The organism is Paenibacillus doosanensis (genome assembly GCF_025060755.1).
In the GTDB taxonomy this organism is placed as follows: Bacteria; Bacillota; Bacilli; order Paenibacillales; family NBRC-103111; genus Paenibacillus_S; species Paenibacillus_S doosanensis.
On record NZ_JANYUY010000075.1, the window covers coordinates 12,473 to 34,506 of the forward strand.

Sequence of the window (22,034 nt, forward strand, 5' to 3'; positions counted from 1 at the left end):
GTGCGGGGAAAGATGAATTTTGATCTGCAAGCGATGTTGAGCGCTTTTCCCATATTAATCAAATATATTCCGATCACGATCCTGATGGCCGTCGTTTCGATGATATTCGCCATTGTTATCGGCTACGTCATCGCCATACTGACCAAGAATAAAACGCCGGTTATATACCAGTTGGCATCGTTGTATTCGTCTTTTTTCCGCGGAACGCCGACTCTGGTTCAGCTCTTTCTGATCTATTACGGGCTGCCGCAGCTGTTTCCGTCCTTCAGCGCTTTGGATTCGTTGACGGCTGCCATCATCGGCCTCAGCTTGAAAAACTCCGCCTATTTGGCGGAAATTTTTCGGGCTGCTTTGGCATCGGTGGAAAAAGGCCAGATGGAAGCGTGCCTTTCCGTCGGGATGACGCGGGCGCAGGCGTTTCGCCGCATTATTTTGCCGCAAGCGACGCGCAACGCCATTCCCGCTACCGGCAACCAGTTCATCGCTCTGGTGAAAGAAACCTCGCTTGCTTTTACGCTGGGCGTAGCCGAGCTGTTCGCCGAAGGAAAGATGATCGCTACGGCTTCGCTGAAGTTTTTCGAGACGTATTCGGCGATCGCCATCGTGTACTGGGTGCTGACGATCATTTACAGCCTCCTGCAGGAGCTCTTGGAACGGAAAATCAACAAACCTTATACAAGCTAGGAGGGCTCCGATGATTAAAGTGACGAATTTGCGCAAAAAGTTTAAAGATCTGGTCGTGCTGGACGGGATCGATATCGAAGTGAAGCGCGGCGAAGTGGTTGCCATTATCGGACCTTCCGGTTCGGGCAAATCGACGCTGCTGCGCTGCTTGAATCTGTTGGAGACGCCGGACGAAGGCGTGATCCAGATCGGCGAGGCCGCGCTGGACGCCAAGAGCTATTCGCGCAAGGAAGCGCATCTGCTCCGGCAGCAGACGGCGATGGTATTCCAGAACTATAATTTGTTCAAAAATAAAACGGCCTTGCAAAACATTACCGAATCGCTCATCGTCACCAAGAAGATGAAACCGGCCGAGGCAGGCAAGATCGGGATGGAGCTGCTGGAGCAGGTCGGATTGACCGCCAAAGCGGACAATTATCCGATTACGCTGTCCGGCGGCCAGCAGCAGCGCATCGGGATCGCCCGCGCGCTGGCGGTCAATCCGCACGCGATTCTGCTCGACGAGCCGACGTCGGCCCTCGATCCGGAGCTGGTGGCGGAGGTGCTTCAAGTCATTAAAAGCATCGCCGAACGGCAGACGACGATGATTATCGTTACGCATGAGATGGCGTTCGCCCGCGAGGTGGCGGATCAAGTCATTTTCATGGCGGACGGCAACATCGTAGAGCAGGGGACGCCGGAGCAATTGTTCGATCATACGCAAAATCCGCGGACGAAGCGCTTTTTGCAGCAAATAGGATAACGACAGGCAGAAAGGGACTGGGAGGCTTCTCCTTAGGTCCCTTTCTGTCTAAGTCACAGGGAGGAGCTTCATATCATGGCAATGACCTTTAACGAAAAGCAGGCCGGGCTGCTGGAGAAGCTGACGAAGATGCGCCGCGAGCTGCATGAGAACCCGGAGCTGTCGATGGAGGAATACGAGACGACGCGGCGCATTCGCGGCTGGCTGGAGGAAGCGGGAGTGCCGCTCGCGGAGCGGCCGGAGCTTAAGCTTGGCGCAATTGCGGAAATTCGCGGCGCGCATCCGGGGCCGACGATTGCGATTCGCGCCGACATCGACGCGCTGCCGATCGTAGAGCAGACCGGACTGCCTTTCGCATCCAAAACTCATGGCAAAATGCATGCCTGCGGCCATGATTTCCACACCGCGGCGATCATCGGAGCGGCGATGCTGCTCAAGGAGCGCCGCGAGGAGCTGCGCGGGACCGTACGCTTTATATTTCAGCCGGCGGAGGAAACGGCGTCGGGAGCGAAGGAGCTGCTCGCCGCGGGCGCTCTCGAAGGCGTGGAAGCGATCTTCGGGATGCATAACAAGCCGAATCTGCCCGTTGGGACGATTGGCGTCCGTACGGGACCGCTGATGGCCAGCGTAGATCGCTTCGAGATCGATGTGATCGGGGTCGGCGGCCATGCCGGCATTCCGAATAACAGCATCGATCCTATCGTTACGGCGAGCCAGATTGTCAGCGGGCTGCAATCCGTCATCAGCCGCAATATCAGCTCGCTGCACAATGCGGTCGTCAGCGTCTGCCGCATTCAGGGAGGCAGCGCCTGGAACGTCATCCCGGACAAAGTGAGCCTCGAAGGCACAGTCCGGACCTTCCAGGCGGAAGCGCGCGAAGCGATTCCGGGGATGATGAAGCGCATCGCCGAAGGCATAGCGGCCGGGTACGGAGCGCGGGTCGATTTCCGCTGGTTCCCGTATTTGCCGATGGTCGATAACGACGCCCGGTTTGCCGATGTGGCCGCGGCAACGGCCATAGGGCTGGGCTATCGCGCGGTGGAAGCCGAGCAGACGCTCGGGGGCGAAGATTTCGCCGTTTATCAGACGAAGATTCCCGGATTTTTCGTATGGATGGGAACGAGCGGCACGGAGGAATGGCATCATCCTTCGTTTACGCTGCAGGAGGACGCGCTGGTCGTCGGCGCGCAATATTTCGCCGATCTGGCAGTGAACGTATTGGAGAGATGGACATGAATGAATGCGGATTGACTCAAAAGCTGGCCCGGCTTATCGCCGAGTCCCGGCCGGAGCGGAACAAGGAAGCGATGCAGGCCGCAAGAATGGGGCTGACCGATTACTTCGCTTCCGCGTTCGCCGCGCGGGACGACGAGGGCATCGCGCGGCTCTGGAGCGTGGCCGAGGCCGAGGGCGGCCGCGAGGACGTTCCCGTCGTCGGGCAGGGGCGCAAGAGCAGCTTCCGCCAAGCGGCGCTGCTCAACGGCTACATCGGCCATGCCCTCGACTACGACGACGTGCATTCGGATGTCCGCGGCCATCCGAGCACGGTCATCCTGCCGGCGCTGCTGTCGGCGGCGGCCGCGGGCGGCGTAAGCGGCGAGAGACTGCTCGCCGCCTATGTCATCGGCGTCGAGACGATGGCCCGCTTCGGCCGGGCGATCGGCGCGGAGCATTATTTGCGCGGCTGGCATAATACCGCCACGCTCGGAGGCATTGCCGCCGCCGCGGCTGCAGGCTACCTGCTCGGCTTCACGGAGGAGCGGCTGCAGAAGGCGATCGGCTTCGCCGCGACGCAGGCGGGCGGGCTGCGCAACCAGTTCGGCACCGAGACGAAGCCGCTCCATGCGGGCATGGCGGCGCAGGCGGCGCTGCTGGCGGTGAAGCTGACGGAAGCGGGCTTCGGCGGCACGCTTCAGGCTTTGGACGGGACGGCGGGCTTCTTCGGCGTCTACGGCGATTTGGCCGCGGCCGAAGCGAATCTGCTGGACGGCTGGGGCGAGTCTTGGCGGATCGTGAACCCGGGACTGTGGTTCAAGATTTATCCGTTCTGCTCGGCGGCCCACCACGCCGCCGACGCCGCTGTGCTGCTGCGGCAAAAGCACCCGCTGGCGGCGGACGATATCGGCCGGGTCGATATCGTCATCCCGACCGGCGGGGACGCCGCGCTGATCGAGCGGCAGCCGCGCACCGGCGAGCAGGGGCGCTTCAGCGTGGAGTACGTCGCCGCGCTTGCGCTACTGGGCGAGCCGCTGTCGGTGGACAGCTTCGCGAGCAAGCCGATCGCGCCGCATCTGCTCGAGCTGCTGCCCCGCATCCGCAGGGTGTACGACGATAGCATCGAGCCGGCTCCGCACGCGGTGCCGAAAGGGCGCTATACGATCGTCGAAGTGACCGCCCGGGACGGGCGCAGCTTCCGCGAGCGGATCGACTGCCCTCGCGGCGCGCCGGGCAATGCGCTGACGCCGGAGGATCTCCGGCATAAGCTGGAGGGCGCCCTGGCGGCCGAGCCGGCCCGCGCCGCGGCGCTGCTAGATACGATCGCGCGGCTGCAATCCGCAGCCGATGTGGAGCGTTTGCTGGAACTGTTGTAACGGACGAGTAGGGAAGGCCGCCAGGGCTTATAGCTTGGCGGCCTTTTTCGGCGGCATGGAATATATAAATATCCGCAGGATCTCGCCAAGTATCTGAATGTTCTTCGTTTGGAGCCAATTCACGCTTTGCGGGGTTGGTCATCCTTGCAACGTTATTCTATTGGGGGACACGCCGCAGCATCGAAGTCAGGGGGTTCCTCTTTACGGGCTGCTCTGTAGGCCGGCGGTACAGTCTATGGCGCAGGAGGGTGGGCTTCTCACCGGCTTTTTATGCGCTGTGAAAAGCTAACGGACATGACGGACGCTTATTGGCTGCAATTTACCGTTTTCATATCATAACGGTCGCCACAGCGCTTATTTACCTTCATCCGCTTCCAATAGATGCATGTTCATCTCGATAGCGGCACGTAGGTCCGTTAGAAATCTAAAATGCCGATTTTGGCGTAAATAACGGCTGCTGTGTCCGTTGGAGTTTTAGCTAAGCCGAAGCCGTATAATCGAATGCACCGCTCTCGACGGGAATAGTTCCTGTATGTAACCATTCACGCGCCTGCAGCACGAGAGGCGATGAATTGTTAGAAGTCACTTCATCGAGAGCCAGCCACACGGCCCCATCTGAGTCTTGCCCATCGAACGATTCAATGGGTGCAGTTGTCTCCTCTGAATCAATAGCTACTTTATATAAAATAGCAATATGATGTAAATTCTCCACTGTATTATTAGGTAATTTCCATATCACGGAAAAATCGCAGGCACCGATATTGTGCAGCTTTTGAACGGCATAACCTGTTTCTTCCCGAAATTCTCTGATCATTCCTTGCTCCAAGGATTCCATTGCTTCCAATCGGCCGCCAGGCAAATCATATTTGCCGGTATAGGGGCCTAATCGTTTTCGAATGACTAGAATACGTTCGTCGGACACACAAATTCCGTAAACCCCTATATGCCGATAAAAATTGTCGATATGATCAGCCATTCTTATCCTCCCTTAGGTTCATCTGAAACTAGCTAATCTATTTTACAGCACCTGCACGAATTTCTTCGTGTTGATTTTCGTCTGTGTCGAAGACGGATCGGAGCCGTTCTGCAGCTCGAGCATGTCGAGCAGATCGCGGCTTCCGGTTTCACCGATCATTCCGAGCTCGGACAGCAGCGCGCGGACTAATCATCAACAATAGCGCGGTAAGCAGCTCTTTCAAATACAGCACTTCCTATGAATTCATTCATCGCTCTAGTTTATTGTACCGAAGGTTTTCCTGTTTTTCGAATCTTGCTATTTTTTAAGCCGGCTGCGTAGATTTTTGTCGAATGGCGTAGATGCCTCTTTAAAATGAGGAAAACCATACTATCTTTAAAAACATGATGAACAAGTGGCGGGAGAGCGGGTTGAAATTTGAAGCAGCGTAAGCGGCCGCCATTGTAGACGGATTTTTCCCGCTTCAGGGCGATTGCTTCGTTCGTCATTCCGACGGGATACTCGTTTAATCTCTACGGGTCTACGCTCTATCAGGTTCTTGCCGCTACTTTCATAGCGCAAATGTACGGCATCCTTATGCCGATCGGCTCGCAAATTACGCTGCTGCTCGTGCTGATGATGTCCTCCAAGGGCATCGCGGGCGTGCCCGGAGTCAGCTTCGTCGTACTGCTGGCAACGCTCGGCTCGGTCAACATTCCGATCGAGGGACTCGCCTTCATCGCCGGGATCGACCGTATTTCTCGATATGGCGCGCACAGTGGTCAACGTGCTGGGCTATTCGCTGGCCGCGGTGGTCATGTCCAAATGGGAAGGGTAGTACGATGCGGTCAAAGGCAAACATTACATCGTCTCGATCCGCGAGGTGCGGCAAAGCGGCAGGAAGTAGCTTGACAAAAATAACAAACGGGCTGGGGGGGCAAGAAGTTCTGCCTTCATCCTCGTGGAGGTTGCGACCTCCGCTGTCATGGCGCAGAGCAATTCCATATCACCGGAGCGAGGCCACCTGCGGGCGATGCAGTTTCAACCCGGCGGACGGGTATAACCGGAGAAGGCTCTGCATATGATGTAGAAGCATCACGGATAAATGAAGTCAATGATGAGGCTGGAATATCGGCATGATAACGCTTGCAAAAATCCGCGATCCATTTTACAATAATGGTAAGATCAGCAAAAAAGAATAGCGTTTAAGGCAACGGTGCCTTGGGAGAGCAAGAAGCGAAGACAACAGTCCGGCTTCGATCCCGGGCATCTTTTTGCATTTTCAGGGGTGCGCCAGAAGTGGAGATCGAAAAACGAAGCGAAGAGGTGAAGGGAGTGAGCGATCAACCGATCCGCGCCGTACCGCTTGCCGTCAGAATCATACCGAACGTGGATAAGGAGCTGGCGGCCAAGCTGGAGCTGAAGCCGCATATCCGCAGCCTCGGGCTGCTTACCTCTACGATCGACGACGTCGGCTATACGGCGATCGATGAGGCGACGAAGAAGGCGGCGGTGGAAGTGGTGTATGCCCGTTCCTTTTATGCCGGCTCGGGACATGCGTCTGGCCCGCTGTCCGGGGAGTTTATCGGGATGCTGGGCGGAGAAACGCCGGCGGAGGTGAGAAGCGGTCTGGAGGCGGCTATGGAGTTTATGGCTGGCGGAGCGTGCTTTTATTCCCTCAACGAGGAGGGAACCCACGCTTACTACGCTCATGTCGTATCCAGAACCGGCTCATACTTATCCCAGACCGCAGGAATTGCCGAGGGAGAGCCGCTGGCTTATTTGATCGCACCGCCGCTCGAAGCCGTCTACGGGTTGGATGCCGCAATGAAAGCGGCGGATGTAAGATTATGCCAGTTTTACGGACCTCCGACGGAAACGAATTTTGCCGGAGGACTTTTAACGGGCAGCCAGTCGGCGTGCGCGGCGGCGGCGGAAGCTTTCGCAGAGGCGGTGCGCGGCGTCGCCCGGCAGCCGGTCAAACCAGGTTAAAGCGAGGCGGGTGAAGAAGCATGAGTCTATGGAACGGGCTGGCGCTCGGCATGATCGAAACGCTCGGCATACCGGCGCTTATAGCGGCAGCGGATGCCGCCGCCAAGACGGCGGACGTTCGGGTGACGACGTTCGAGAAAGCCGATGCAGGCATAGTCACGATCTATATTGTGGGGGACGTAGCTTCGGTGAAGGCGGCGGTGGAAGCCGGTGAAGCACAGGCCAGGCGCGTCGGCAGGCTGCTGTCTACACATGTGATTCCGCGGCCCGACGCGTCGGTGTACGCGATGCTGGCTAAGCAGTGGCCGGAGAAGCTGGAGGTGGAATCGGCTGAAGCCGCACAAGATACTCCGAATGCAGACGGTGCCGCAGCGGCAGAGAAGCCGGATACGGGCCATCGTTCCTCTGGCGGCAGTGACGATTTATCCGGCGGCCATGATCAGGAGGAATAAGGAGGTGAAGAGGCAGTATGCAGCTTGATCCGGATTTACAGGCCATTCAGCAGGTTCGCAGCTGCCTGCAGGAAGCGAAGCAGGCTCAGAAGCGGCTGGAGACGATGACGCAGGAGCAGATCGATACGATCGTGGCGGCGATGGCGCGCGCGGCGGAAGACCATGCCGATAGGCTCGGCACGCTTGCCGTGGAAGAGACCGGCTTCGGCAATGCTGCCGATAAAGCCGCCAAAAACCGCTTTGTCGCACGGGACGTGTACGAGGCGATCCGAGGGATACGGACGGTAGGCATCATCCGTAAGGATGAGGAGCGCAAGGTATGGGAGATCGCGCAGCCCGTCGGCATTGTCGCCGCCATTATCCCTTCGACGAATCCGACGTCGACCGTCATGTTCAAATGCATCATTGCGCTCAAAGCGCGCAATGCCATCGTCATCAGCCCGCATCCGTCCGCACTTCGCTGTTCGCAGGAGGCGGCGCGGCTGATGCGCGAGGCGGCCGAACAGGCGGGGGCGCCAGCCGGGCTGATCCACTGCCTGACGATGCCTTCGATGGAGGCGAGTGCGGAGCTGATGAAGCATAAGCTGACCGACGTCATTCTGGCGACGGGAGGAACGGCGATGGTGAAGGCCGCCTACAGCTCGGGCAAGCCGGCGTTCGGCGTAGGGCCGGGCAATGTGCCGGTGTACATACATCACAGTGCGGATGTGGGGGCAGCGGTTAGACATATTTTAGAGAGCAAGACGTTCGACTACGGGACCATATGCGCCTCGGAGCAGGCGATTGTCGCCGACGAAGCCGTCAAGGCGGAGCTCGTGCATCAATTGAAACGGCAGGGCGCTTACTTCTTAAACGAGCAGGAGAAGCAAAATATCGAATCGATTTTGCTGACCGAGCGCGGGCTGAACCCGAAGGTGGTCGGCCGTTCCCCTCAGGTCATCGCCCGGATGGTAGGCATCTCGGTCCCGTCCGATGCGCGGGTATTAGTCGCCGAGGAGACGGCGGTAGGGCGGGAGCATCCGTTCTCGATGGAGAAGCTGAGCCCGCTGCTCGCGCTGTACACCGTACAGGATTGGCGGGAAGGCTGCCGCAGATGCATAGAGCTGCTGGAGCTCGGCGGGCTAGGGCATACGCTCGGCATTCATGCGGACGACGAGGAGGTCATTGAAGCATTCGGGCTGGAGAAACCCGCTTCCCGCATTGTCGTCAATGCAGGTACGACGTTCGGCGGCATCGGAGCAACTACCGGCATCATGCCGTCGCTGACGCTTGGCTGCGGTTCCATGGGCAATAACATTACGTCGGACAACATCGGTCCGCAGCATTTGCTTAATGTGAAGCGGGTCGCCTTCGGCATCCGCGAGATGGAGCCGGCAGACTCCCGCGAAGCCGTGACATCGGCGGTGGAGCAGGAGGCTCGGAAGCTGCAAGCATCGGGTAAGCTGGGTATCTCCCGCGATGAAGTGCTGCAGATCGTCAAGAGCGTTTTAACCGAGCTGCAGATGAAATAGAGCGGGTTTGGCAATCAGGCGGCCGGAAATCCGGACGTTCTTCGCAGGCTCAAGCGGCTCAAGCTGCGATTGGCAAGTATCTCACGCGTTGGAAGGTAGAAATACGCTACATAATTCAATTCGAGGAGGATGATCTCAAATGGCAGGAGAACTGGCGGCGCTCGGCATGGTGGAAACGAAAGGATTAGTCGGCTCCATTGAGGCGGCGGATGCGATGGTCAAGGCAGCGAATGTGAAGCTGATCGGCAAGGTGCATGTCGGCGGAGGTCTGGTCACCGTCATGGTCAGAGGCGATGTGGGCGCAGTCAAGGCGGCGACCGATGCCGGCGCGGCTGCGGCGGAGAAGGTAGGGGAACTCGTCTCGGTTCATGTTATTCCGCGTCCGCATTCGGATATCGAATTTATTTTGCCCAAGCTTGAAGGATAAAAAGTATGGCGCTAATAACGGAGACTTCTCTGCGCGCCCAACTGGCCAAGGGCATTCCGAATCCTTACCCTGTGACAGCAGAAGATAAGCTGACTCCGGCTGCGGAAGACTTCCTGAAGAGCAGAGGAATCCGGCTGAACCGCAAGGCAGACGATTCTCCCCCGATCCGGCTGGATTGGAGCAAGTCCGCTATACCTAACATACCGGTAGGGGTATCAAATCGGCATGTGCATTTGTCCGAGGAGCATGTGGAGCTATTGTTCGGCAGCGGCTACCGGCTGACTCCGTGGCGGGAGCTCTCGCAAAAAGGCCAGTTTGCCGCCGAGGAGACGGTGACTTTGGCCGGACCCAAGGGAGTCATCGGGAACGTGCGCATTCTCGGACCTTCGCGGGGGAGCTCTCAGGTGGAGGTCTCGCGCACGGACGGGTTTACGCTCGGCGTTCACCCTCCGCTCCGGCTGTCGGGACAGCTTGAGGATACGCCGGGAATCGCTCTGATCGGCCCGAAGCAAGCGATAATGCTTAAGCAAGGATTGATCGTGGCGAAAAATCACGTTCACTTGTCGCCGGAAGAGGCAAGCCGGCTGCAGGTGGAGCAGGGCGACGGGCTGATCGTGCAAACGTTGGGCGAGCGCCCGGTCATTTTTGCCGATGTGGTTGCGCGAATTCATGAGCATTTCTCGCTCGATCTGCATCTGGATACCGACGAAGCCAATGCGGCCCAGCTCCGCACCGGGGATGTCGTCCGGCTAATCGGCAAAAACGGCTGTATTACGGAAGCCTTGAGGGGGTGAGGACGGTGGAGAAAGAGATGAAGCAGTGGCTCGAGGCGACCATTCGCGAGCTCGTCATATCGATGCAGGCAGAGGCGGTGAAGCGGCCGAAGGTGCTGTATATTTTTTGCGACAGTACGGCCCATGAGGCTTTCACCGATCATTTCATAACGCTTGCGAATCATAACGTTTGTTTCGATATGTTATTTTTGGACGGAGAGACCTCATCATGGCTTGGTCTGCATAAAATTGAATGCGGGGGTCCCGGTAAAATCATTGCCGCCGATGAATACGCCCCGGCCCCTATCGAGCTTCCGCTCGATTACGACGGCATCGTCATTCCCGAAATCGATCTCGACAATGCCGCCAGAGCCGCAGCGGGGCTGAAGGGTACGGTCAAGGCGGAGATTCTTTTTGCTGCGCTTACGCTAGAGAAGCTCGTGCTGATTGGCGACGATGCTCCGGGACTGAAGCGGGCCGATCGCCGTACGCTCCGCACGTTGGCGCTTCCGAAAGGTTACGCGGATGTGTTCGGGCGCTATAAGGAGGATCTCCGCCGGCTCGGCGCACGATTCGCGCCGCAGAAGCAGCTGGCGGAGCATGTGGTGGAACACTGTGCCGCGCTGCGCAGGGAAGAGGAGAAAGCCGATCGCCGTTCTATAGCCGAGCGGAGTCGGTTGGAGCAAGGCGAACCGCGGGGAAGGCAGCTTGCCGCCTCGGCGCATGCCGGTCCGGCAGAGCGGGAACGGGATGCGCCTGCGGCCGCCTCGCCGGAGCGGGGAAGCAGCGTCACCGCCGCCGCGAGAGACGCACGCTGGTTCGATGGCAGGCTGCTGACCGCCGAATGGGTGAGGGCGCAGCTCAAGCAAGGAGCGGCGGAAGAGCTGTACATTACGGCGCGGACGATCGTATCTCCGCTGGCCCGGGATTTACTGAGCGATGCGGGCATCAGGCTGCGTTATGTGCAAGGCGGTTAGCGAAAGCGAGCGGGTTACGGAGAAAGGCGAAACGGGGGAGAGCCATGTTTCTCGGTAAAGTGATAGGCAGCGTATGGGCTACGCAAAAAGAAGAAGGCATGGACAATCTTAAGCTGATGGTCGTGCAGCCGATCGATTTCAAGGATGCGGAGGCCGGGCAGAGCGTCATTGCCGCCGACCGGATCGGGGCGGGGGTCGGCGAGAAGGTCATCGTATCTCGGGGCAGCCCGGCGCGCGTGCTGTTCAGCGGCAAGATGGTGCCGATCGACGCCATGATCGTAGGCATTGTCGACAGCTTTGACGTCACGGACGATACCGAATAAGGAGGGGAAGCATGGAACAGTCAAAGCAGCGGGTAATCCAGGAATACGTGCCGGGCAAGCAGCTTACGCTGGCCCACGTCATCGCCAATCCCGATCCGGTGCTGTACACGAAGCTGGGGATTGAGACCGCCAACGCGCTCGGCATTTTGACGCTGACGCCGACGGAGACGGCGATTATCGCCGCCGATATTGCGACGAAGGCGGCCGGCGTGGACATCGGCTATTTGGACCGGTTTACCGGCTCGCTGGTAATCGTCGGGGACGTGTCGGCCGTGGAGATGGCCGTGGAGGCGGTGAATGCGTTTTTGCAGGAAAAGCTGCAGTTCTCCATCGCTCCGCTGACGAGGTCTTGAGCTATGAGAAAAATTATGATCATCGGAGCCGTCGGCGCAGGCAAATCGACGCTCGTCAAGGCGCTGTTCGGCGAGAGCCGGCCCGCCGTCAAAACGCAAAGTCTCGTTTACCGGGATTGGCTGATCGACACGCCGGGAGAATACAGCGAGAATCCGCTGTATTACCGTTCGCTTATGGCGACGTCCCATCAGGCGGCAGGCATTTTGCTCGTGCAGGATGCGACGCGCAGCCGCAACTATTTTCCTCCCGGCTTTGCCGGCGGCTTCCCTGTGAAAGCCTGCGGAGCCGTCACGAAGATCGATCATCCGCAGGCGGACGCGGGTAAAGCCGTAGCGCTGCTCAGGCAAGCTTTGCCGGAGGGAACGATCGTGCTGACGTCCGCTGCGAGCGGCGCCGGGATTGAGGAATTGAAGGAGCTGCTGCTGCCGATCGTCGATCCGGGCAGATGAGCTTGAAGCGATGCAAGCCGGTTGAGAATGCTTCACAAATTCAATCCTCAAATGCGGAGGAGACGACCATGACGCTATCGATTGCAGCCATGTGCGCGGAGCGCACGTTATTATCCGCAGACGAGGCCGCCGTCATCGAGGATTTGGCCGGCCATCTGCAGCTGATTGCCGACGTTTCGCAGGCCGACGTATTCATCGATTGCCCGCTCCCGGACCCGGGAACGGCGCTGGTAGTGGCCCAGGCGCATCCGGCTACGGCCCCGTCGCTCTATAAGACGTCGGTGGTCGGCCAATACGCTTACGCGCATAACGAGCCCGCCGTCATGTTCTGTCTGCTCTCCGGCCAGCAGGTGCTCGGCTCGCGGGGCATGTCCCAGGAGCATATCGCGATGCAGCAGCATGTCGTCCCGATCCGGGCGAAAAGCGGGAAGGTGTTGGGCGCGCTGATTATGGAGCAGGACATCTCGGAGCGGCTGGAGCAGGAAAAGCACGTCGAGCAGCTGATGGAGACGACGGAGCAGCTTACCGAAACGCTGCTGAATATGGCGATGTCGGACGGCAGCATGCCGCTGCTGATGCATGAAGGAATCGTGCTGTTCGACGAGCGGGAACGCGTCACCTATACGAATCCGCGGGCTCTTGCGATGCTGCAGGGGCTCGGTCGTTCCGAAGCCGCCGCAGTCAAGCGCTGTACTCTTCAAGAGCTGTTTCACGGCAAGCTGGAAGGGAGCAGAATTATCGGTCACGGCGGGATCTACCATGAGGAGGTCCAAATTGCGAGCAAAGCCTTCGAGCTGAAGGCCGTCTCGATCTACAAGGAGCAACGCGCGGTCGGGGGATTGATGCTGATCCGCGACGTGTCCGATTTGAAGGAGAAGGATAAGCAGCTGATGATCAAGTCGGCCGTGATCAAGGAAATTCATCACCGGGTCAAAAATAATTTGCAGACCGTCTCCAGTCTGCTTCGTCTGCAAATGCGCCGAACCCGGCTCGACGAAGTAAAGACCGTCTACCGGGACAGCATAAACCGGATTAACAGTATCGCCATTATTCACGAAATGCTTGCCTTCGACGGGTTGGATACGATCCGGTTCATCGATGTCGTAGACCGCATCGCCAAAAACATCGTCTCCTCTTCGGCCAAGCCGGATCAGTCGATTCGGGTTAAGCTGTACGGCGACGAGCTGCCGCTGGCCTCGGATACGGCTACGACGCTGGCGCTGGTCGTCAACGAGCTCGTGCAAAATTGCGTCGTTCATGCGTTTGCGGACAGGGATAGCGGAGAGATCGAGATCGAGCTCCAAGCGGCCGGACGCATCGCCACGGTGCGCGTGTCCGACAACGGCGCAGGGATGATTCCGGCGGAGAGGCGGAGCGGCGGCAGAGGTCATCTCGGGCTGAAAATTACCGAGACGCTGGTCACGGAAAATTTGGGCGGCGTCATGCGCATGGCTTCGGGCGACCGCGGTACCGACGTTCAGCTTACGTTCCCGCTGTCCAAGACGTAGAAGCGCGGCGAGCAAGCGGCGGGAGAATAAATGGAGAGCCAGGGAGCTGGAACAGCATAAGAGGTCGCTTTTGTAGATGGACTTTCCCCGCGAAACCTTTATCGACAGCGGGCCGCTCGTCGTTCACCGCTTTTCCCGGAAACGCGGCGAACCAAATGCGAGCTTCTAGTAGGGAGGAGGAGCCGATGATGAAAAACGGCATTGTCGTCGTGGACGACGATCCTATTATTCGCATGGATATTTGCGAGATGCTGGAAGAGGAAGGCTATACGCTCGCCGGGGAGGCGAAGAACGGGGAAGAAGCGGTGGAGCTTGTCGCCAGGGTGAAGCCCGATCTGGTTATTATGGACGTGAAAATGCCGGTCATGAACGGGATCAAGGCGGCGCGGATTATCCGCAGCATGCAGGATACTTCGGTGCTGCTGCTCACGGCCTACAGCCAGCGGGAGCTTGTACGGGACGCTCGGGATGCCGGAGTCGCCGCCTACCTGGTCAAACCGGTGTCGGAGGAGGATTTGATTCCCGCCGTGGAGATTGCCTTAAGTCAGAAACGGCGGATCGATTCGTTGAAGCAGGACCTCGAACGGCTGAAACAATCGGCGGAGGATCGCAAAGCGATCGAAAAAGCCAAAGGCTTGCTGATGAAAGCTTACGCGCTGGAAGAAGAGGAAGCGTACCGGCGGATGCGCGAGGCCAGCATGTCGGCGCGGATGCCGATGGGGCGGCTGGCGGAGCTTATCTTAAGCGATGGTCCGGAGGCGATGTCCGGACACGGCGCTTGAAAGGAAGGGAGGGCAAAATCGCGGTGAAGGATAGCGAAGAGCAGTGGATTACAAGCGTCGGCATCGATATAGGGACCAGCACGACCAAGCTGATCGTCAGCCGGCTGAAGCTGGCGCGAACGTCGGGAGCGCTGGCGCTTCCCCGGTTCGATATCGTGGAGCGGGAGCTGCTCTATTCGAGCCCGATTCACCGGACGCCGCTCTCGGGCGCGGATGAGATCGACGCCGCGCGAATATCGGCGCTGCTTGCGGGGGAATACGAGCGGGCCGGAATCAGTGTCCGCGACTTGAAATCGGGCGCCGTCATCATAACCGGCGAGACGGCGAACAAGCGCAACGCGCGCCAGATCGTTCATCTGCTGGCCGAACGCTCGGGCGATTTCGTCGTCGCTGCGGCCGGCGCCGATCTTGAAGGGCTACTCGCCGGCAGAGGCGCAGGGGCACAGGAGCGGTCGCGGCGCATTCGCGGTCCCGTCGTCAACGTGGATATCGGGGGAGGCACTGCGAACGCGGCCGTATTTCTGAGAGGCAAGCCGATCGGCACCGCGACGTTTCATGCCGGAGGGCGGCTGCTGGAGCTGGACCGCTCCGGCACGCTGACGGCGGTTTCCGAGTCGATCCGCCCATGGCTGCGTGCGGCCGGCTATCGGCTGTCCCCGGGCGGCCGGATCAGTTACGAAGCGCTGTACGGCATCTGCCAAGCGATGTGCCGGGATATGCTGAGCGGGTTGACCGGCACGGTGAAGCCCGAGCGCCGGGAGGCGGTCGGCCGGCTGACGCTCGGCAGACCGATGGCGAGCGTTCCGCTGATCGAAGAGTGGACGGTATCGGGAGGTATCGGCCGGCTGATGCAGGAGCCGAGGCCGCGCAACCTTGCCGAAACCGCCGTTCACGGAGATATCGGTCCGCTGCTCGCGCATGCGCTGAAGGACTGCTTCGCCCGCGAGGGCCTGACCCTGAAGCAGCCGGATGAAACGGTGCGGGCGACCGTGATCGGGGCGGGGATGCAGAGCACCGAGCTGAGCGGCGCTACGGTTCATCTCGACGCTTCGGTGCTGCCGATCCGCAATCTGCCAGTGATCAAGGCGGAGCTGCCGCCGGAGGAAGCGGGACGTCCGCAACGGCTTGGCGAGGCTGCGGCGAAGGCGATTCGCACGGCGGCGAGCTTGTTCGAGCCGGACGTCAGCGATCCGGGACCGCCGTTCGCCTTGGCGGTTCCGCCCGCGAAGCATTGGAGCTACGCTTCGCTGCAGCGCTTGTCGGAACAGGTGTGCGAAGCGTACCGCAGCGCATACCCGGCAAGCCGGGTGCTCGTCGTCGTCTGCGCCGACGATATGGCGAAGGCGCTCGGACAGTCGCTGTCCTTGCGCTGCGGAAGCGGGATGAAGATCGTCTGCATCGATCAAATTACCGTCGAGTACGGGGATTATATCGACTTGGGCGAGCCGATCGGCGGCATGATGATTCCGGCGGTCGTCAAAACGTTAGCCTTTCACGGCAGCGAAGGGAGGTAGCGTATGAAGCTGAAGGTCGCATTGCACGGCACGGTATTTCAATTTGCAAGCCTGAAGGAAGTAATGGCCAAAGCCAACGAAGAGAAGTCGGGAGACGCTCTGGCGGGCATCGCCGCGCAGGACGCCAAGGAACGGATGGCGGCGAAGCTCGTGCTGGCGGATTTGACGCTGGCCGATATTCGCAATCATCCGCTGCTGCCGCCGGAAACCGACGAAGTGTCGCGGGTGATCGAGGAGCAGCTGAACGAGCGCATTTACGCGGAGCTGCGCAATTGGACGGTGGCGGAGCTGCGCGAATATTTGCTGCGGCAGGAGACGGACAATACGGAAATACGCCGGATCAGCCGGGGGCTGACCAGCGAGATGGCGGCGGCGGCCGCCAAGCTGATGACTAATCTCGACCTGATTCAGGCGGCATCCAAGATGGAGGTGCAGGCGCACTGCAATATTACGATCGGGCAGAAGGGTGTGCTGGCCGGCAGAGCCCAGCCGAATCACCCGACCGATAACATTCAAGGGATTAAGGCTTCCTTGTACGAGGCGCTCAGCTACGGCATCGGCGATGCGGTCATAGGGATCAACCCGGTTATCGATACGGCGGAGAGCGTGAAGGAAATTCTTCATATGACCAAGGAAGTGATGGGCAAATGGCGAATCCCGACGCAAAACTGCGTGCTCGCTCATGTTAAGACGCAGATGCGCGCGATCCGGCAGGGGGCTCCGGCCGATATGGTGTTCCAGAGCCTCGCCGGCTCGGAAGACGGCAACAAGGCGTTCGGCATCGACGTGGCGCTGCTGGACGAAGCGGATGAGCTGATCCGGCGGGACGGCACCGGAACCGGTCCGAATCTGTGGTATTTCGAGACCGGTCAAGGCTCCGAGCTGTCGGCGGAAGCGCATCACGGCATCGATCAAGTGACGCTGGAAGCCCGCTGCTACGGTCTTGCCCGCAAGTATAAGCCGTTTATCGTGAACACGGTGGTCGGATTTATCGGACCGGAATATTTGTACGACGCCAAGCAAGTAATCCGTGCCGGACTGGAGGATCACTTCATGGGCAAGCTGCAGCAGCTGCCGATGGGCGTCGATGTCTGCTACACCAATCATATGAAAGCCGATCAGAATGATATGGATAATCTGGCCGTCCTGCTGGCAGCCGCCGGCGTCAATTATATTATCGGCGTTCCGATGGCGGACGATTGCATGCTGAACTATCAATCGACGAGCTATCACGATATCGCTACCTTGCGGGAGATGATGGGGCTGCGTCCGGCTCCGGAGTTCGAGCGCTGGCTCGAGCGGATGGGCATCATGGAGAACGGCAGGCTGACCCCGATCGCGGGAGACCCTTCGCTGTTCATGTAGCGGTCTTATTTTACCTGGAAAGGAGAGCAAACGGTATGAACCGGACGAAGCCGCTTGAATTGGATCAGCTTGTCGATAAAGTGATGGCGGAGCTTGAGAAGAAGCTGCTCTCGCAGGAACAGCCCCTTCCGCTCGTCACGGAGGCCGGGGGAAACCGCGATCCGTCGCTGCGCTCTCCCGAGCGGAGCCCGCGAGCTCCCGCGCATGCCGAGCCGGACTACGGCGGCGGTACAACCGCTGACGAGGCGGATTCGGACCGAGATCTCTCGGATTCACCGGCGGAGAACGACGCGAATGAAGCGCCGCCGGTTTCCAAAATTCCTTCGCCCAAATGGGCGGACGGAATGGGCGAGCTTGTCTCCAGCACTCCGGCCCGAATCGGCGTATGGCGGACGGGGACGCGCGTATTGACCAAGGAGCTGCTCAAATTCCGCTGCGACCATGCGGCGGCCGTCGACTCCATCTACGGCGAAGTCAATTCGTCGCTGCTCGGCGAGTTCGGCTTGTTTCAGGTCGAGACGCATTTTCGCGATACCGACAACTATTTGAAGCGGCCGGATATGGGCAGAGTCATCACCGACGAGGGGGCTCAGCTGATCCTTAAGCGCTGCATCATGCGTCCGCAGGTGCAAATCGTCGTCTCCGACGGTTTAAGCGCCAACGCCGTCGACGCCAATCTGGCCGACGTCTACCCGTCGCTGCTCGACTCTTTGGCCTCGTACGGATTAACGCAGGGCACGCCGTTTTTCGTTCGCGGGGGCCGGGTCGCGGTCATGGACCATATCGGCGATCTGCTCCAGCCGGAGGCGCTGGTGCTGCTGATCGGGGAGCGGCCGGGACTCGTTTCGTCTCGCTCGATGAGCGCCTACATGTGCTACCGTCCGCATAGAGGGACGGTCGAAAGCGATCGCACCGTCATCTCGAACATTCATCCGGGAGGCACGCCCCCGGTAGAGGCGGGGGCTCATATCGGGACGATTTTGCACAAAATGCTGGAGCAGCAGGCGAGCGGCGTGAACATGGAGCTGTAGCCGGTTCGGCCTTGAAGCCGGCGAGAACGAATCAGGCGCTGAAGATGCGTTATTTTTGCGCTGCAAGCAAGGACCTGAGCTTCGCATGGCTGCCGGCCGAAGGCCGAGCGGATCGCGGGCAGCGAGGGCGGGCTGCCGTCTTCCCCGTTTCGCTTCAAGCCGGCCCAACGCCAGGCTGTCCCAACAAGGATGCCAAACGAATCAATGCGGTGTGCTAAGGAGGTGAGTCAGGATGTCTACGCTGATCGGGATTATCATCATTGTGATCACTTGTCTTTTCGCATTGGGGGTCGTCCGCATAGCAGGCAACAGTATTCGCAATTACGACGAAAGCGAGCATGAAAGCTTCCTCGGCAAGTAACGGCTGCGGCGTAAGCGGGGCAAGCAACCAATCGGTTATCCTTTGGAGGAGGTTGAACGTATGAATGCACAATCTCATCACCACGATAAGGACAAACAAGATTTGAACAAATTCGGTTACGCGCAGGAGCTTTTACGCAGTATGGGGGGGTTCTCCAACTTCGCCATTTCCTTCTCGATCATCTCCATTTTAACCGGGGCGGTATCGCTGTACGGGCACGGTCTGACCTACGGCGGAGCCGGAATGATGGGCTTCGGCTGGCCGATCGTCGCGCTGTTCGTCATGTTCGTGGCGGCGGCGATGGCCGAGCTCGCTTCGGCGATTCCGACAGCGGGGGCGCTGTACCATTGGGCGGCGATCTTGAAAAACAAGCGCTGGGGCTGGTATACGGCCTGGATCAACCTGATCGGCCAGATCGGCATCGTCGCGGGCATCGACTACTCGGTCGCTTTGTTCGCCGACCCGCTGCTGGCCAGCGTGTTCGGCTATACGTCGGACAATACGTCCGTATTGATCGCCTTTACCGTCATTTTGCTGACGCACGGCATTCTCAATCATATCGGGATACGTATCGTAGCTAAACTCAACGATTTTTCGGCGTGGTACCATATCGTGATCGTCGCGGTCCTGGTCGTGTCTCTCGCGTTTTTTACCAAAGGGGGACTTAACAGCGTCGATTATTTGTTCAAAGTGGGCGAGACGTTCTCGGATAAGCCGTACATGTTCGCCTTCCTGATCGGGCTGTTGCAGGCGCAGTGGACGTTTACCGGCTTCGACGCCTCGGCGCATACGATCGAAGAGACGATCAACCCGCGCGTGCGCGCTCCTTGGGGAATTTTCACCTCGGTTGCTTATTCCTTCGTATTCGGTTTCCTGATGCTCGCTTTCGTCACGTTGTCCATCAAGGATGCCGGAGCGGCGGCCGGGGCGGATAACGCGTTCATTTACGTGATCAGCCAAGCGCTGGGCGGCACGTTCGGCTCGATTATTTTGTGGCTCGTGACGGCGGCGATGTGGTTCTGCGGGCTCTCGTCGATCACGTCGTTCTCCAGAATGATGTACGCCTTCTCCCGGGACAAAGGCATGCCGCTCAGCTCGCAATGGGCGCAAATCTCCAAAAAATACCGTACCCCCGCCAAAGCCATTTGGCTTGCCATTATTCTTTCGTTCCTGCTCGCTTTCGTCGATTACATCATCAAAACGGTGAATCCGGACGCCGCTTATACGACTATTGCGTTTCTGACCGCCGTCAGCGTCGTCGGATTGTATGTCGCTTACGGCATTCCGATCTGGCTGAAGCTTAGGGCCAAGGCAAGCGGCCGATTTCAGGAAAAGCATCTCGGACCGTGGAATCTGGGCAAATACAGCGATGCGATCTCCGTTGTCGCCCTGATCTGGATCGTATTTATTTGCATCATGATGGTAATCCCTCCCAACGAGACCGCCGGTTACGCCCTGGCCGCCATGCTGGTGGTGCTGGTCATCATGGATTTGGCTTATTACAAGCGTCATTTTCAGGGTCCGCAAGCTGCCCTCAACACCTCCATGGACGAAATATTGCGCAGGGAGCAGGCTCTGGAAGCGGCGGACGGGCCGAAATCGGGCGTTTCTCACAAAGTATAGATTTTGTAATAAGGAAAAGTAGCGAGATTCAGCGGGGCATCCGGCTAACGGTTGCCCTTTTGCATTCGCCGGCGCAGTCCGGAGAAGGAGACTCTCCGCAAAGAAACGCCGTTTCCGTGCCGCCGGACCGTTTTCCGGCTGACCTAAAAGCATGGTGAAAAAAGAGCGGAGGGGCCATTTGAATCTGGAAAAGCGTAAGCGTTCGCCTTTGAAAACGGATTCTCTCCACAGAAAAACGAAAAAACAATCCAAAGAATCCGTTTTCAACAGCGATTGGAGGATCAAATGGACGCCGCAGCGGACTTTTTCACCGCCCTTCTAATGCAGCAGGGGAAAGCATTTCTCATTTTCAAAATGAATGATACAATGGACATGTTTCATTTTTTTAGGTAGTTTTTGGGGAGGTTGTCATGACGAAGTTGGTTGTTGTAGGAAGCGTGAACATGGACATTGTCACCCAGGTCACGAAGCTTCCGATTCCAGGAGAAACGGTGAAAGGCTTGAATACGGCTTATTATCCCGGCGGAAAAGGAGCGAATCAGGCGGTTGCCGCCGCCATGGCAGGGGCGGAGGTCGCTTTCGTAGGCGCGGTCGGAGACGACGCTTACGGGCCCCGGCTGCTCGTTTCGCTGCAAGAAAAAGGCGTCCGAACCGGAGCCGTACTGCATAAGCAGGGCGGAACGGGGATCGCCTATATCAATGTGGATGCCGCAGGGGAAAATCATATTATATTGTCGGAAGGAGCTAACGGCAAGCTGACTCCGGAAGATATTGCGGATCAATCCGCCGCCTTCGACAACGTTCACGGGCTGCTGACGCAAAATGAAATTCCATGGGAGACTACGGTCTTCGCGCTGAAGCTGGCGCGGAGCAAAGGCGTGTTCACCTGTTATAATCCGGCTCCGGTCGCTCCCGTGCCTTCGGAGCTGTGGCCGCTGATCGATCTGCTGGTCGTTAACGAGCATGAAGCGGCGCAGCTCACCGGACTGACGGCCGATCTGACCGATGAAGCGGCCCGGCAGGCGGTAGAGGCGCTGCTCGCTCAAGGCGCCGATGCGGTGCTGCTCACTCTCGGAGAACAGGGCAGCTTGTACGCCGACCGGCGCGGAGAGATTGTGCGCGAGCCGGCCTTCAAGGTGAAGGCCGTGGATACGACGGCTGCCGGCGATACGTTTATCGGCAGCTTTTTGACGGCGCGGCTTGCCGGGCAAACCGTCCGGCACAGCTTGCGCTTCGCTTCCGCGGCTTCCGCGATTGCGGTATCGCGGGCGGGAGCCCAGGCTTCGATCCCGGATCACGCGGAGATCGAAGCTTATTTGTCCGAGCATGCCGTATAGCATGCTGATTTAATCTTAAAAAGCACGGAGCCTTGAGTAGGCTTCGTGCTTTTTTGCTGTTTAGCGTGCCCAGAGGCACGCATCTTCTAGCCGGTGAAAATCCGGTCGCGGGAGGGGCCAAGCCCCCGCGTAGCTAGGATGCCTGCGTACGGCGACATCTGTGCGTAGAAGCGCGTCGACGAAAGTACCTGTCAGAGATAGGGCGAGCAAGATACCAGGCCGTAACATGAAGTGAATCCTGCCGCGTCGTCAAAAAGGCCTCGCAAGAGGGGAGAGAGGAAGT

At 58.9% G+C, this 22,034-nt stretch carries 22 protein-coding genes and 1 pseudogene; 22 read left to right on the top strand and 1 reads right to left on the bottom strand.

Features of this window, described 5'->3' with window-relative positions; all coding sequences use genetic code 11:
* Positions 1–12 precede the first annotated feature (12 nt).
* From N0M98_RS31135 to N0M98_RS31150, 4 genes are all read left to right on the top strand, one after another.
* Entirely contained in the window at positions 13–684 is a 672-nt protein-coding gene (locus N0M98_RS31135; RefSeq protein WP_249864382.1) for an amino acid ABC transporter permease, read from the top strand.
* Between the two features lie 10 nt (positions 685–694).
* Positions 695–1,426 (top strand): amino acid ABC transporter ATP-binding protein, encoded by a 732-nt coding sequence (locus N0M98_RS31140; protein WP_259620210.1) that lies wholly within the window; start codon positions 695–697, stop codon positions 1,424–1,426.
* An 81-nt stretch (positions 1,427–1,507) separates the two neighbouring features.
* Complete coding sequence (locus N0M98_RS31145; protein WP_375295577.1) at positions 1,508–2,662, top strand: N-acetylcysteine deacetylase SmcP; 1,155 nt, start codon at positions 1,508–1,510, stop codon at positions 2,660–2,662.
* Positions 2,659–4,017 (top strand): MmgE/PrpD family protein, encoded by a 1,359-nt coding sequence (locus N0M98_RS31150; RefSeq protein ID WP_259620212.1) that lies wholly within the window; start codon positions 2,659–2,661, stop codon positions 4,015–4,017. The genes N0M98_RS31145 and N0M98_RS31150 overlap by 4 nt, the downstream gene beginning before the upstream one ends.
* Before the next feature lie 478 nt (positions 4,018–4,495).
* Here N0M98_RS31150 and N0M98_RS31155 read toward each other — a convergent pair whose 3' ends face one another.
* Positions 4,496–4,993, bottom strand: coding sequence for an NUDIX hydrolase (locus tag N0M98_RS31155; RefSeq protein ID WP_259620213.1), 498 nt, complete (start codon positions 4,991–4,993; stop codon positions 4,496–4,498).
* A gap of 465 nt (positions 4,994–5,458) precedes the next feature.
* Between N0M98_RS31155 and N0M98_RS31160 the strand changes: the two are divergent.
* The 18 genes and pseudogenes from N0M98_RS31160 to rbsK form a co-directional block, all read left to right on the top strand.
* Positions 5,459–5,879 (top strand): annotated as a pseudogene (locus N0M98_RS31160) (cation:dicarboxylate symporter family transporter); the annotation flags it as partial.
* A gap of 428 nt (positions 5,880–6,307) precedes the next feature.
* Positions 6,308–6,964, top strand: coding sequence for an ethanolamine utilization microcompartment protein EutL (gene eutL, locus N0M98_RS31165; RefSeq protein ID WP_249866208.1), 657 nt, complete (start codon positions 6,308–6,310; stop codon positions 6,962–6,964).
* A 20-nt stretch (positions 6,965–6,984) separates the two neighbouring features.
* On the top strand, positions 6,985–7,416 hold the full coding sequence (locus N0M98_RS31170; RefSeq protein WP_259620214.1) for a BMC domain-containing protein: 432 nt from the start codon (positions 6,985–6,987) through the stop codon (positions 7,414–7,416).
* Positions 7,417–7,433: 17 nt separating this feature from the next.
* Positions 7,434–8,927, top strand: coding sequence for an acetaldehyde dehydrogenase (acetylating) (locus N0M98_RS31175; protein ID WP_259620215.1), 1,494 nt, complete (start codon positions 7,434–7,436; stop codon positions 8,925–8,927).
* A gap of 139 nt (positions 8,928–9,066) precedes the next feature.
* Entirely contained in the window at positions 9,067–9,354 is a 288-nt protein-coding gene (gene eutM, locus N0M98_RS31180) for an ethanolamine utilization microcompartment protein EutM (protein ID WP_079910915.1), read from the top strand.
* 5 nt (positions 9,355–9,359) lie between these two features.
* The gene (gene pduL, locus N0M98_RS31185; protein WP_259620216.1) at positions 9,360–10,148 is read left to right on the top strand and encodes a phosphate propanoyltransferase; all 789 of its coding nucleotides are present in this window, start codon (positions 9,360–9,362) and stop codon (positions 10,146–10,148) included.
* A gap of 5 nt (positions 10,149–10,153) precedes the next feature.
* Entirely contained in the window at positions 10,154–11,104 is a 951-nt protein-coding gene (locus tag N0M98_RS31190) for a hypothetical protein (protein ID WP_259620217.1), read from the top strand.
* Between the two features lie 44 nt (positions 11,105–11,148).
* On the top strand, positions 11,149–11,427 hold the full coding sequence (locus N0M98_RS31195) for a EutN/CcmL family microcompartment protein (RefSeq protein ID WP_249864374.1): 279 nt from the start codon (positions 11,149–11,151) through the stop codon (positions 11,425–11,427).
* An 11-nt stretch (positions 11,428–11,438) separates the two neighbouring features.
* The gene (locus N0M98_RS31200) at positions 11,439–11,780 is read left to right on the top strand and encodes a BMC domain-containing protein (RefSeq protein ID WP_249864373.1); all 342 of its coding nucleotides are present in this window, start codon (positions 11,439–11,441) and stop codon (positions 11,778–11,780) included.
* A gap of 3 nt (positions 11,781–11,783) precedes the next feature.
* Complete coding sequence (locus tag N0M98_RS31205; protein WP_249864372.1) at positions 11,784–12,230, top strand: EutP/PduV family microcompartment system protein; 447 nt, start codon at positions 11,784–11,786, stop codon at positions 12,228–12,230.
* A 68-nt stretch (positions 12,231–12,298) separates the two neighbouring features.
* Complete coding sequence (locus N0M98_RS31210; RefSeq protein WP_249864371.1) at positions 12,299–13,738, top strand: sensor histidine kinase; 1,440 nt, start codon at positions 12,299–12,301, stop codon at positions 13,736–13,738.
* A 185-nt stretch (positions 13,739–13,923) separates the two neighbouring features.
* On the top strand, positions 13,924–14,520 hold the full coding sequence (locus N0M98_RS31215) for an ANTAR domain-containing response regulator (RefSeq protein ID WP_249864370.1): 597 nt from the start codon (positions 13,924–13,926) through the stop codon (positions 14,518–14,520).
* A 23-nt stretch (positions 14,521–14,543) separates the two neighbouring features.
* On the top strand, positions 14,544–16,034 hold the full coding sequence (locus N0M98_RS31220; protein ID WP_259620218.1) for an ethanolamine ammonia-lyase reactivating factor EutA: 1,491 nt from the start codon (positions 14,544–14,546) through the stop codon (positions 16,032–16,034).
* Between the two features lie 3 nt (positions 16,035–16,037).
* Entirely contained in the window at positions 16,038–17,399 is a 1,362-nt protein-coding gene (locus N0M98_RS31225) for an ethanolamine ammonia-lyase subunit EutB (protein ID WP_249864368.1), read from the top strand.
* A gap of 35 nt (positions 17,400–17,434) precedes the next feature.
* On the top strand, positions 17,435–18,430 hold the full coding sequence (gene eutC / locus N0M98_RS31230) for an ethanolamine ammonia-lyase subunit EutC (RefSeq protein WP_259620219.1): 996 nt from the start codon (positions 17,435–17,437) through the stop codon (positions 18,428–18,430).
* Between the two features lie 232 nt (positions 18,431–18,662).
* Positions 18,663–18,791 carry a hypothetical protein gene (locus tag N0M98_RS31235; protein WP_259620220.1) on the top strand — a complete coding sequence of 43 codons (129 nt, stop codon included), beginning with the start codon at positions 18,663–18,665 and terminating at the stop codon, positions 18,789–18,791.
* A 60-nt stretch (positions 18,792–18,851) separates the two neighbouring features.
* Positions 18,852–20,414, top strand: coding sequence for an amino acid permease (locus N0M98_RS31240; protein ID WP_259620221.1), 1,563 nt, complete (start codon positions 18,852–18,854; stop codon positions 20,412–20,414).
* Positions 20,415–20,824: 410 nt separating this feature from the next.
* A complete protein-coding gene (gene rbsK, locus N0M98_RS31245; RefSeq protein ID WP_259620222.1) occupies positions 20,825–21,751 on the top strand; it encodes a ribokinase in 927 nt (308 codons plus the stop codon).
* Positions 21,752–22,034 lie beyond the last annotated feature (283 nt).